This is a genomic window from Rufibacter sp. JT20002 (assembly GCF_056491185.1).
In genome coordinates, this window is the sequence record NZ_JBSZJY010000001.1 from 1,678,506 (window position 1) to 1,691,925 (window position 13,420).

Annotated in this window: 6 protein-coding genes; all 6 read right to left on the minus strand. The window is 52.0% G+C overall.

Annotated features, from left to right (window positions below):
• Positions 1-76: 76 nt before the first annotated feature.
• Positions 77-628: a hypothetical protein gene (locus tag ACW9SV_RS06605; protein ID WP_479555948.1), complete on the minus strand. Its 552-nt coding sequence runs from the start codon at positions 626-628 to the stop codon at positions 77-79.
• A 100-nt stretch (positions 629-728) separates the two neighbouring features.
• Positions 729-3,296 carry an alpha-L-arabinofuranosidase C-terminal domain-containing protein gene (locus ACW9SV_RS06610; RefSeq protein ID WP_479555949.1) on the minus strand — a complete coding sequence of 856 codons (2,568 nt, stop codon included), beginning with the start codon at positions 3,294-3,296 and terminating at the stop codon, positions 729-731.
• Positions 3,297-3,431: 135 nt separating this feature from the next.
• Positions 3,432-5,819, minus strand: a complete 2,388-nt coding sequence (locus ACW9SV_RS06615) for a glycoside hydrolase family 127 protein (protein WP_479555950.1) — start codon at positions 5,817-5,819, stop codon at positions 3,432-3,434.
• 551 nt (positions 5,820-6,370) lie between these two features.
• On the minus strand, positions 6,371-7,756 hold the full coding sequence (locus ACW9SV_RS06620) for an aminopeptidase P family protein (RefSeq protein WP_479555951.1): 1,386 nt from the start codon (positions 7,754-7,756) through the stop codon (positions 6,371-6,373).
• Positions 7,757-7,891: 135 nt separating this feature from the next.
• On the minus strand, positions 7,892-11,074 hold the full coding sequence (lacZ, locus tag ACW9SV_RS06625; RefSeq protein WP_479555952.1) for a beta-galactosidase, LacZ type: 3,183 nt from the start codon (positions 11,072-11,074) through the stop codon (positions 7,892-7,894).
• A gap of 89 nt (positions 11,075-11,163) precedes the next feature.
• Positions 11,164-13,377 carry a S9 family peptidase gene (locus ACW9SV_RS06630; RefSeq protein WP_479555953.1) on the minus strand — a complete coding sequence of 738 codons (2,214 nt, stop codon included), beginning with the start codon at positions 13,375-13,377 and terminating at the stop codon, positions 11,164-11,166.
• Positions 13,378-13,420 lie beyond the last annotated feature (43 nt).

The window sequence follows — 13,420 nt, forward strand, 5'->3', positions numbered from 1 at the left end:
GAGAGAATGTAGAAAGCGGCAGAGAAACTGTCTTCACTTTGGGTGTTTCAGCAGGAAGACTACAGTACTAGGCTACTTACCTCATGGTCACCAGAAATGGCATAATGTCCTGATTGGTAACCAGCAGTACTGTTTCATTTTCTACTTCTGCGACCTGCGTTGCTGGGGTGAAACCCGGGAAAGGACTCAGGTTGGTTATCATCTTTTCAAACTCTCCCACATACCCTTTTTCCAGTTCGGGAAGTTTTGTTTCTTTCCTTTTCAGGACGACTCCCACTATTTCTACTGTGTTAGACAACCTCCTGCTTACATTGACACAGTCGTTGAATAGCGTCTGCTCTTCCGGCTGAAGCGGTTCTCCTTTCTTTTCTCTTGTTTCCAGAAAATACTGACAAAGGTCAAATATCAGTTTGGCAACGACAACGGCAGATTCTAACCGCCAAAACTCCCGCATCCGGTTCGCCTTTGACCCAGTGCCTATCTTGTACTTTTCATTACTGAAGTCAACTCCCACACTACTGAAGACAAATGCGTTGAGAGAGGCATCGGAGAAATTCAGAAGGAAACCCTGCTTCATTTTCAGAAGGCTTTCTAGTTTATGCTTTTCTGAGGCGGTTAAATCTGCCATACTTTTATAGATTTAGGGGGAGATCTACTTGATTTAGGTACGCTACGTTTGGTGCCCGTTTTACAAAAGTGAGCGTTAAACTGGCCTTCTTTTCACCTCCTTACTTTTTTGTTTTGAGCCGGAAAACCGAGATGGAATAAGGCTTCACGCCCACCTCAAAAGAAGGCGCCACCTGTGTAAGTTTGGAGGTCTGCGGAACATACTTTTGCGGCGACTCAAACGAGTTCTCCGCCTGGTAGCTTTCTGAGGATAGCGTCACAACTTCCCCCTCCGGCGACAAGTTGGCCACACCTTCCAGGTTGATATTGGTTTGGTAAGTTTCTGAAGAGCCGTTCACTACCTTTACAATGATGTCGCCGGTTTTCTCGTCTACGCCCGAGATGCTGTAGAACATGTCCGGGGTGGTGTAGCTCATCAGCAACTTATCGTTAAGGTAGCAGTCCACTTTGTTAAGACTTACCTCCAGCCGGATGTCGTACCACTTGCCGGTCTCAATTTTCTCAGGTAGTTTGGTGGAAGAGGATAAATTCGCTACTTCTGTGCCTTCGGTGACCTGTTCAAAAACGGCATATTGGTTCCAGTAAGAGCCTATGTGCGCCCGCATCTGCGTTTTGCCGCCATCTTTCACCGCGAACGGAATGATGAATGCGTTGTAACCGCTGAGTTTGCGGCCTTTCAGTTTGAGGGTGTAGGTGTCATAGGATTTATCTTTGAGCATGGCAAAAAGCTGCGCTCCCTCCGCGGTTTGGCCCATGGCGCCTTCCTTCACGCCCCAGGTGCCCCGCACCTTTTCCCACTCGCCTTCGACTTTGTCAAAATTGCTGCTGTAGACCACGTTTCCCTTCTGGATGACCTGAATGTCTTTGTACTCGGTCTGCGTGTCCCAAGTGCTCAAGCCGATGCCTCCGGCAAATGCCGGCTTGGTTACCTTGGCGGGCTGCACCTGAACCGAGGTAGCCAGGTTCTGGTCGGCGCGGTGTTGGTTCAGCATCTGGATGGCGTAGTAGGAAATCCGCGCGAAACTCTGCGAGTTGTTGAAGTTGATCAGGTTCACCGGCCAGTCCACGTCATTGGTATTGACCAGCAGCGGCGCGTAGCTGGACATGGTCACCAAATCGCCATTGCGCTCCATGGCCAGGATGTACACGGCATCATTGAGCGCTGCGAGCATGTTCCCGCTGCCTACGCCGGCATTGGTGGCATACTCGCCCACGTACAGTTCCCAATCACCCCGTTTGTATTTGTCAAAGTGGTCATAGTTGTTCATGGCCCAGTACGCCGATTTGTAAGCATGTTCATCGGCGATATCCAGCTTCTTCATTCCAGACAAGGTGTGCTGGTTCACATCGGCAATGCCCATGCTGGCGATCACTTTCAGGTCTGGGTACTTGGCTTTGATAGCGTCGTAGAACAGGTTGAACCGGTTGGCGTACCAAGGGCCGTGCTGCTCATTACCTACCTCCACGTACTTCAAAGGGAAAGGTGCTGGGTGTCCGTTAGCGGCTCTTACCTTCCCCCACTTGGAGGTGGCGGGCCCCACAGCATATTCAATGGCGTCCAGCACATCGGCAATGACCTCGGGCACCTGAGCATCGGGCACAAACGTCCCGCTTCTGAACTCACAGGCTACCCCAGCATTGAAGACGTACATGGCATCGGCACCAGTATCTTCGCAGAATTGCAGGAACTCATGGTACCCTAATCCGTCGCTGGACCAGTAGCCCCACGGGCTGAACGTACCCGGCCGTTTCTCCACCGGCCCAATGCTCTCTTTCCAGTTGGGCGCACTTTCTACAGTGATGCCTTCCACAAAGCAACCGCCCGGCCACCGAATGAACGAAGGCTTCAAGTCGGCTAGGTACTGCGCCAGATCGGGCCGCAAGCCGTTCTCCCGGTTCTTGTAGGTTTCAGCGGGGAAAAGCGAAACGAAGTCCAGAAACAATGTTCCAGTACTGCCGAAGCTGATAACGAATTTGGCTTTGGAATCAGCGGCATTCGCTACCAGATCACAGCTTAACTTTTGCCATTCTCCGGCTTTGAGCGGGATTTCAAATACGTGACTGGCCAGGGTTTTCCCGTCTTCGCTCTGAAGCGCCACGGTCAATGGTCCCTTGTATTTTTTCTCAGAGCGGGCGTAGAAATTAAGTTTGTAGGTTTTGCCCTGATCTACTTTAATGCCCCAAAATCCTTCATTGACCAGACTGACTTTATCCGATTTGTCCAGATCAGCAACCGTTACTTTCAAGGAATTGGGCGTAGCCTCGTTCAGAGGCTTTTCCTGAGTTAAGGTAAGCATTACCTTGGCTCCACCACTGGTCTGGCTTGACCAAGCCGGCCAATTTGATTTCAAGGTCCAGGGCATTTTCCAGTCGCTGGCCTGTCCTTTAGGCAGGTTGTAGTGCGGAGCCGAGTTAGGGACCAGGAACCCGTTCTGCAAAGTGGTGCCTTTCGGGATGCGTACTTCCTCAAACCCCCGGTTCTGGATCAGCTCGCCGTACAAACCGCCTTCGCCCCCGTGGCTGATTTCCTCAAAGAAGATCCCGTGCAGCGTAGGCGACACCTTCTTTTCCCGCTTCTGGGCATCAATAGAGATGGTAGCCTGTCTCTGCCCGAAACAGACAGAAAACGAAGCGATCCAAAGAAGAAGCGTTCCAACTCTAGCGTTCATTCGAAAACTGTCTTTTAGAATTCATTCCGGGGAGAGGTGTGGGATTACGGCATATTTTTAGGAAAGGAACCCTAAACCTGACTTGGGAAACTCAAAGTTCCTTTGAGTTTCCCAAGTCAGAATCAATTGGACGAGTTACTTCACGGCCCACTCGTGGATACCAGTGGCGGCTTCCTTGGGCAACTGGATTTCCATCCGCAAGGCAGTGGTTTTCACCGGGGCAAACTTGACCATGTTGTACTTGTCCTTGGCCACCTCGTAAGCCGTGGTATTTTTCACCGGCACCCACTTGTCGCCTTGCTTGTAGAAGATTTGGTAAGAAGCTGGAATAGTGCAACCGCCCCACGGACTGTCATCAAACCAGTACACCTGCGACTCAGACACGGTATGCTCCCCGTCAAAATCCAGCTGCACAAACTCCTTGGTATTTTTGTTCGGCCACCAGTGCAGGTAAGGGTAGTTGGAGTCGCGGGAATCCTGCGGATCATACTGGTCTACCAAAGCGGCCAGCGTCCTAGCATTTTTGAGAGAGGCTGTAATCTTGCTGGTGGACGCGATGGTGGGTGCCGGTTGTGGCTTGGCGGCCGAGGCCTCGTAAGGTACCCACACCGTCATGTCTACTGAGCCGCGGTTGGCCCAGGCGAAGTACGGGATGGCTTTTACGGTTTGGTCGGTTTGCAACAAAGCGGTGGTGTTAGTCTGACGTTTGGTACCTACCCCGTTGGTCTTGATCACCGGCACGCCTTTCAGCAGACTCGCTTCGAAGGTCTCCTCCACGGGGGCATTCTTGTCCACCAGGATGTTGTGCACCAGGTTGTCTTTGTTATCGGGTCCTTCCAAGCAGTACACCAATGGTCCGCGCTGGAACGAGAACTTGCCTAGGTCGTCTTTCACGTTCTGGTTCGCCAGCACTTTCTCGGTTTCCATGGGCAGGTCCAGCGTGATTTTGTCACCCTTTTTCCATTTCCGCTTCAAAACGGCATAGCCTTTCTCGGTGCTATATTGGATAGGCTTTCCATTCACTTTCAAGACGATCGGCTTCTTCGTAGCATCGGCGAAGGTGTACAAATCACCGGGAACGGGCTGCTGTTGAGCCCAACCTGGTATCCTTACTCTGAGGGTGAAATCCTTGTTTTTCTGAGGGTCTACTTCCAGATCTACGGTGCCTTTGTATGGGTAATTGGTGGTTTGCTTCACGTTCACAGAACCACCGGGCAGGCTGATGTCGCTGGCGCTGGTCATGAACAAGTTCACGTACAAGTCATTGTTATTCTGCGCGTACACATACCCCGGAACTGAAGGCAGGAAGCGGGTCATATTGGAAATGCAGCAGGCACAGCTGAACCACTCGCCCCGCTGGTGCTGCCCCATGGAGGCCAACGGATTTGGATAGAAGAACCGGTTACCAGTAAGCGAAATACCCGAGAGCAGTCCGTTGTACAGCGTTCTTTCCAGCACGTCTATGTACTTGGCGTCGCCGTGCAACAGGAACATGCGGTTATTCCAGTACACATTGGCGATGGAGGCGCAGGTCTCGGCGTAGGCCGACATGTTGGGTAGGTCATACGCTTTTCCGAAGGCCTCTCCATTACCCGTCGCCCCGATGCCGCCGGTGATGTACAGCTTTTTGTTCACCACATCGTTCCAGATGGCATCGATGGCTTTCAGATAGCTTTTGTCCCCAGTGAGCGCCGCGATATCAGCCATGGCCGTATACATGTAAGTTGCCCGTACGGCGTGGCCTACCGCTTCCTGCTGATCCACTACCCGGGCGTGCGCCTGGTTGTACTCAGTACCTTTAGGACCGCGTACGTCCAGGAAGAACTTAGCCAGATCCAGGTACTCTTTCTTGCCTGTGATCCGGTACAATCGGGCCAGCCCGATCTCCACCACCTGGTGGCCCGGGTACTTCTCCTCTTTGCCGTACCCAAAATCCTTCACCAGCAGGTCGGCATTCTTTAAGGCGATGTTCAACAAGGACTTCTTCCCGGTGGCCTGGTAATGCGCAACCGCCGCCTCAAACAAGTGCCCAGAGTTGTACAGCTCATGGCTTAGCTCCTCCTCCTTCTCCCATCGTTTGGACCCGATCCAGTCATGCGGCTTGGCGGCCTTCACCGTACGGAACGTGAACAAATACCCATCAGGCTCCTGCGCATCCCCAATGATGGTGATGAGGGAATCCACATAGGCGTCCAGCTTGGGATTTTTCTGCACCTGCATGGCGTAGGAAGCTCCCTCTATGACTTTGTAGATATCCGTGTCATCAAAGGTAAACTGGCTGAGTTTGTCGCCGCCCAGCTTGCCTGCAGCCCTTAGGAAGTTGTCGATGCGGCCCTGCTCCCGGCTTTTCTCCAGCGTGTGCGGGATGGTCACCGTGGCGTTCACCAGCATCTTGGGCGCCCAGAATTCGTCCTGTACGTGCACATGCGTGAACGGCACCGGCTGGATGGGGTAATCGTTGTGTTGGTGCTGCGCTACCACGGGTTTTGCCAGGAGAGCAAATCCGGTTACAGCAACGGCCATGAATCTGTTTATGAACATAGTATCAAACATTAAGGCTTTGGATAATGGAGAAGGATGGAAAACTGAAATAGGTTTGCCAGCGAAAAAGCGTATCTAACAGACACCTTTCATTAAACCAAATTTAGATTTCTCATAGCACTTCCCCTGACCGGATATTAGCCGATGCTTCCACCATATTAACATGAATCCCAACGAAGTACCTGAAATACCGGTTAAGTCTGTTTTACAGTTCTAAGCACATTTATCAGAAACGGCTTCAAAACAGCAGAAGTAACTTCGCAACGGCCTAGCAGAGGATAACTTCCAAATCCCAAAAAGTGAATAATTTAGTAAGGAAGGCTCCCTCTTTAGTCAATATTCTTAAATGCAAAACGGTCACCTACCCATGGGCAGGTGACTGTTTACGGTTCATGACTTATGTTTTGCTTTAGGCCTGTTTTATGAGAAACAGGTAGTAAACACATTCCTTAATCTCAAGAGCTCTTCTGCATAATCTAAGACAAAAACTTCTGAAAATTTCAGGGCAGAAAAGCTTTTACAGCCAAAAGGTCTCAGCTAATAGCCTTCCGGAACTCCTCCATATTTCTGGGCAGCGGATTTCCCAACAGCCTGCTGCCCTCCGGAGTAATGAGAAAATTTTCCTCAATCCTGATGCCGCCGAAGTCTTTGTAGCCTGTTACCTGTTCATAGTTGATGAAGTCTGCGTGCATCTTCTCTCCCGTCCACAGGTCAATCAAGTAGGGGTTGAAGTAGAGGCCGGGTTCCACCGTCAACACAAAGCCGGATTCCAGAGCACGGGCAAGCCGCAGAGACTTCAGCCCGAATTGGGTACTTTTTTTCTGATCCTCGGCGTAGCCCACGTATTCCTCACCCAAGTCTTCCATATCATGGGTATCCAGGCCCAGCATGTGGCCCAGACCGCAGGGGAAAAACAAGGCGTGCGCTCCCTGCGCCACCGCTTCCTGCGCGTCACCCTTCATCAGGCCGAGTCCTTTTAAACCTTCTACTAGGTGAGCACAAGCCTGCAGGTGCACATCTTTGTACCGCACACTGGGTTTGAGCATGGCCACGGCTTGCTCAAAGGAGCGCAGGATAATCTCGTACACTTCCCTTTGCCGGGCCGTGAAGGTTTGGCTTACAGGGAAAGTTCGGGTCATGTCGCCGGAGTAGTGCATATTGGTCGCAGCGCCGCAGTCCACCAGCACCAGTTGCCCTTCCTGCAGCACAGTGGAGCTGTAGTGGTTGTGCAGGATCTGGCCGTTCACCGTCAAGATGGTAGGAAACGCCAAGTTCCCGCCGTTTTTGATGGCGATGGCCTGCAACAGACCCGCCAGTTCGGCCTCGGTCATCCCTGCCCGGGCCAGTTTCGCCGCAGTAGCCTGCATCTCTACGGTGGTGTTGATGGCTTTTTCAATTTCCACCACTTCTTCCTGCGTTTTAATGGACCGCTGCGCAATCACTGCCTTGATCAACTGCATCGAGGCCATGGATTCGATGGCTGCTGGAGACGTTTGCAACCAGGCGCTTAGCTTGAGCAGGTTCTCAGGGCGGTACGGCGGCAGGAAGTGGATTTGGCGCTTTTTACTAAAAGCAGCCTGAAAATAGGAGTCTAGAGAAGCTAAGGGTTGGGTGCTGGAAACCCCTACTTCACTGGCTTGTTCTTGAATGGATTTCTGTGGTCCCATCCAGACGATATCATCCGGCGTGAGTTCATCCCCGAAGATGATCTCCGTATCTGCTTCTACATCTATCACCGCCACCAACCCGGCACGGTCAATCCCGAAGAAGTACAGAAAGGTACTGTCCTGCCTGAAAGGGTACCAGTTGTCTTTGTAGTTCATGCTGCTCTGCTCGTTGCCCAGCAGCACAATCAGCCCACTTCCTACCTGTTTTTTCAGCCGTTCTCTCCGGCCTACATACGTTTCTTTAGTAAACATTTTTTTGATTTTTTACTGTCAGACACCCGCGAGGTATTCCGCATTGGCAAGCTCAGGGAAAATCTTTTCTAAAGGCGAAGCTAAGATCGTTTTTGTGCTATTTTACAGAAAACTGCCCAAAAACAGTTCTCAAAATTACCTGTTTCTCAGCTGAGCTTGTGCTTGGGTTCTACCCTTGACAGGCTTTATCATGAACTGCATTTCATAAGAAGCATACGGCAACCGGTATTTTTCCAGTGGCCAGGAGCGCCAGCTGTCCACCCCTCCTACACCCATCTGGTCAGCATCTATGCTGAGCTGCGTTTGGGGTCTGGGTTTCAGTTCGCCGGCGTGCCGTTGCTGTTTCTCGTCACCGTCGTCTAAATCCTGATCAAAGTAATGCAGGGCACTGATGCTGAGCGGGGTCTCTGCCGTTACCAGCAACCCGTTTCCAGCACTATTGGTCACTTTGTACCAACGGATGTCAGTTTTATTCCCGGTTTCTTGCGGGCGTACATACGGGAAGTACTGCTCCGCTACGGTTTGCTTGTACACGCCTAAATGGGCGCTGTAATTCCGGTCCTGGTAGTTCTCGTGCGGACCACGGCCGTAAAACTCCACGGCGTTGAAGCCAGCCGGCAAGATCCACTGCATCCCGAACCGGGGCAGCATGGCTACTTTCTTGGAGGTATCGGCTTGCAGGTGCTGCCGAACCAGTATTTCGCCGGCACTGTTCAGAAGATACTGCACCGAAAGCTGGCCTGACACTTCCGGAAGCGTGTACACAGCCTCCACGGTCACTACCTTGTTCTTTTCTGAGGACGTGAGTTTCTGCAGTTTGGCCTGCTGCGGAACGTTTTTACAGACCTTCAGCTTGGTTTGCAATCCGGCCCCGAAGTCATTGTCGTTAGGGGCCCGCCAGAAGTTGCTTTTCAGGGCAGCGCCGGCCTCCAGGTAATTCACACCCTCTACCACATACTGGCTTAACCAACCGGTTTTCTTGTCAAAACTGATAGAACCAGATGCAAGCGGAATGGTGAGGGTGCTGGCCGAATCTTTTACTTTCAAGATTGCCTGCCCTTTTAAGGCCAGCTGTTGCGGACTGTTCTTGCGCAACAGTAATTGCTCCGTGGCCACTACATGGCTTGCAGGTAATAGTGGTTCAGCTTGCTTGAGTTTATAGGTAAGATTCAGGAAGGCTTCGCCGGCGGAAGAAAGTTTGGCGGGCACTTTCACTTGGGTTGTTTTCTGAGGCCCAACTCCAAGATTGGAGATTACACCGGATTTTTTCTTTACGCCATCTACTACCAACTCCCACTCTAGCTTTACGTTCTCCAACCCGGTAAACAGCTTCTCATTGTACACTGCAATGGTAGTAGGGTTCACCAACGTAGAGTGGATGTCCTGGTACACTTTCTTCATTTCCCAAGCGTGGGGATACGGTTGTCGGTTGGCATAAAAGATGCCATTACAAAGAAAGTTCTTGTCTGAGGGCACGCCTCTGTCTTTGGGACCGTAGTCACCGCCGTACGTGTAAATGGTATCACCCGCAGCATTCACTTCCTGAAAGGCTTGGTCTACGAAATCCCAGATAAATCCTCCCTGGAACGCGTGTTTGTTCTCCCGGATCAGCTTCCAATAGTCAGTGAAATTACCCAGGGAGTTCCCCATAGCGTGGGCATACTCACACATGATGAAGGGCCGCACGGGTGTGGGATTGGCTTTGGCGTACGCTGCCATTCCTTCGGGCGTAGGGTACATAGGCACAATCGCATCTGAGTTCCACTCCCAGGTAAAGGTCTTGTAATCTGCCACGGCACGTTCATATTGAACCGGACGGGATGCATCCCGGGCTTTCATCCAAAGGTAAGACTGGTAGAAATTGTACCCGTTCCCGGCCTCGTTCCCCATACTCCAGACAATAATGGAAGAGTGATTTTTGTCGCGTTCCATCATGCGTTGCACCCGCATCAGATGCGCATCTACCCAAGTGGGTTTATTAGCGATGGTCTTGGTGATGTCATAGCCCATGCCGTGTGACTCAATGTTGGCTTCATCTACCACGTACAGGCCGTACTCATCACAGAGCTCGTACCAGTACTCGTCGTTAGGGTAATGGCTGGCGCGCACCGCGTTAATGTTAAACTGCTTCATGATCTTGATGTCACGTAGCATGGCTTCTTTAGAGATGGTCTGCCCGGTTTTAGGATCAGTCTCGTGGCGGTTCACCCCTTTTACTAAGACCGGCTTACCGTTTACCAGCAGTTTTCCGCCTCTGATCTCCACCTCTCTAAAACCAACTCGTTGCGGAATAATCTCGGTAACGTTCCCTTGCCCATCTTTCATCCGGATAACGGCATTGTACAGATTAGGTGTCTCAGCAGACCACAACCTGGGAGCTGTTACCGCTAAATCAAAGACGGTTAAATCTGAGGTAAAGGTGATCTGCTGCTGTTTAATGAGCTTCTTGCCGTCTAGCAATTGAAAATCGGCGGAGATGGGTTGCGCGGGTTTCTGGTTAAGTTTAAGTTTCACCCGGAGCGAGGCGTCTTTATAAGCTTCGTCCAGATCAGGGGTTAGCTCCACGTCATACAGGTGCACCGGGTTACGCGCCAACAAGTAACAGTCACGCGTGATGCCGCTGACGCGCCACATGTCCTGGTCTTCCAGGTAGGTGCCGTCACACCAGCGCATGAGCTTTAGGACAACCAGGTTTTTGCCGGGTTTGAGGTAAGACGTGACATCAAAATCGGAGGGGAGTTTGCTGTCTTCGCCGTAGCCCACGTAAGTGCCGTTCACCCATACCGCCAAGTTCGATTTAGCCGCCCCGATGTGCAGCACCACCTGCTTGCCTTTCCAGTTCTGGGGCAAGGTGATCTCGCGACGGTACACGGCCGTGGGGTTTTCCTGCATAGGCACCACCGGCGGATTGGGTTGCATGAGGTAGGTAAACTCAAACCCGGCGCTGGAGTAGATAGGAAAGCCGTAGCCGTTCACTTCCCAGTTGCCCGGCACCGGAAAGGTTTTCCATTGGCTGTCGTTAAAGTCAGTCGCCTCAAAACGGGCAGGCAGATCGGCGGGGTTCTCCACCCACTTGAATTTCCAGTCGCCGTTCAGATTTAGGTAATTGTTAGACAATTTCCAATCTGCTTTCTGCAAAGCCGCCTCTGATTCATACACGTTGTACGAACTGCGCATGGCCATGCGATTCTCTTCGTTCCGGCGCTCATCCAACCACATAGGCACCTGAGCCTGAGCCGCAATAGAGGTAAGCAGCAATACAACCGGTGCAACTCTTTTTGTGACAGAGTGAAACAAAGAGGGGGAAAAGGAAATCATGGTATTGGAAATATTTGCGTCTTCGTTTTAGGCCTGATTTCAAAAAACCAGGCCTAAAACAGACAATCGTTAAAATAAAATTGTAAAGGTTAGCGTCCACCAGGAGGGCAATACTGCCTCAGGTAATTGGTGAACAAGGTGGCCAGGTGTTCTGAAGTGCCTTCACCCTCTGAAATGCTGTGCGACCGGTTGGGGTATGGCATCATCTGGAATTGCTTGTTGTGCTTGATCAACTCGTTGATGAGCTGCTCGGCGTTGTTGTAGTGCACGTTGTCGTCGCCGGTGCCGTGAATGTAGAGCAGGTTGCCTTTCAGGTTTTTGGCGTGCGTGATAGGCGATCCATTCACGAAATCCTCCAGGTTCTCCTGCGGCAGGCCCATGTAGCGCTCCTGGTAGATGTTGTCATAGGTGAGTTGGTTACCCACTGCGGCCACCGAAATGCCGGTTTTGTAGATCTGCGGATATTGGAAAAGCAGGTTAAGAGTAGCCGAGCCGCCGCCGCTCCAGCCCCACACCGCCACCCGGGAAGTATCCAGGAATGGTTGTTTCAGGATCTCCTGCGCCGCCATCGCCTGGTCTTTGATGTTCAGGACTCCCACTTTCCGGTAGATGCTTTTTCGCCAGTCTCTGCCCTTCGGCCCCGGAGTGCCCCGGTTATCCACGGACACGGACACGTAGCCATCGGCGGCCATGTTGCCATTGTACAGATTGTTCATGCCGGTGCCGTAGGAGTCCAGCACTGTTTGGCCGGCAGGCTCAGTATAGACATGGAACACGACGGGGTATTTCTTCTTCGCGTCGAAGTTCGCGGGCTTGACCATCCAGGCATCCATCTCCACGCCTTCTGAGGTTTTCACTTTGAAGAACTCTACCGGGGAATTCGCTTTGTTGGCTTGGGCCAGGGCCTGCTCTACCGCACTGGTGCCGCCCAAGGCTTTATGATCGGGCAGGGAGATGGATTCAGAGGCGGGTCTGGTGTAATGGTTGGAAAAACTGTGGAAGGCGAATTTGGCATTGGGCGACACGGTGTATTGGTGCGTACCGGGTTGAGAAGCCGGGGAAAGCTGTTCCAGTTTGCCTTTTCCGTTCAACTTCACGCGGTACAGGTATTTCTGCGTGGCGTTCTCCGGGGAGGCCATCACGTATACATAACCCTCGGGCTCGTTCACGTTCACAATGGACATCACGTCATAGTTGCCCTTTGTAATTAGAGTTTCCTTTTCCCCGTCGCGGCTCACGCGGTATAGGTGGCGCCAGCCGTCTTTCTCGCTCGCCCACAGGAACTCTTTGCCGTTGCTGAGCCAGTCCCAACCGCCGTTGTTGTAATTGCTATCCCAGGTAGAAATCACATCAATCCAGGCCTGGTCTTTCTCCGAGTGGATGTTGTTGGCTTTGCCAGAGATAGCGTTGCACAAAAACAGCTTGCTTTCATTCTGCTTGCGGTTCAGTTGCTGCAGGATGATCTCATTGGCGTTGGCGGCCCACTCCATCCGGGGCACATAATTCTGGCGGGGGTCTCCGGGCACGTCCATCCATTTGGTGGCGCCTGCGGCTACGTCAATCACCCCTATTTTGTAGGGCGACGGCGCTTCTCCGGCTGAGGGATATTCCACGGGTAAGACTTTGGAATACACGCCATCAGTGAGGTTAAACATGAAGTAATCTTTCACGTCTGAGGCATCTATCTGCCAGAACGCGATCTTCTTGCTATCAGGGCTCCAGCGGAAACCGTCCCGGCAGGCAAACTCTTCTTCATAGGCCCAATCAAACGTGCCGTTGATGCGTTTTCTAGTACCGTCAGTGGTGAGTTGTTTTACCTGTTGCGAGGCGATGTCCTCAGAATAGATATTGTTCTCGCTCACGTAGGCCACCTGCTTGCCATCGGGCGAGAACTTAGCGAACATCAGCGAGGAAACCGGACGACCCGCGCCCAATTGCTGCAGTTTCTTTGTTTGTCGGTCATACACCCAATAGTCGCCACGGGTATGGTAGCGCCAAACTTTCTGGGTGTTGGTGAACAGGAGTACTTTCTGCTCGTCCGCAGAGAAGGCGAAACTGCGTACCTGCAACGGTTCGGTTTTCCCAGCGGGCACCAACTGCCCCTTGTCCACCAGCACCTGTTTGGTTTTACTGGGCAAGGTATAGGCGGTGATGTTCCCCTCCTCCGGCACTACATAAATATTCCCGGACTTGAGCCAAAACACCCCGCCCCGCTGCTGCGCAAAACCCGGCAGCCCCAACGTCAGCCAAAGAAGAAGTAAAAGGAAAAGCGGTTTCCCGGATGTGGTATGCGACCTGTTCATATCTCTTGAGGTTGATTCACCTGCAGTATCGTGTTTTTTGAAA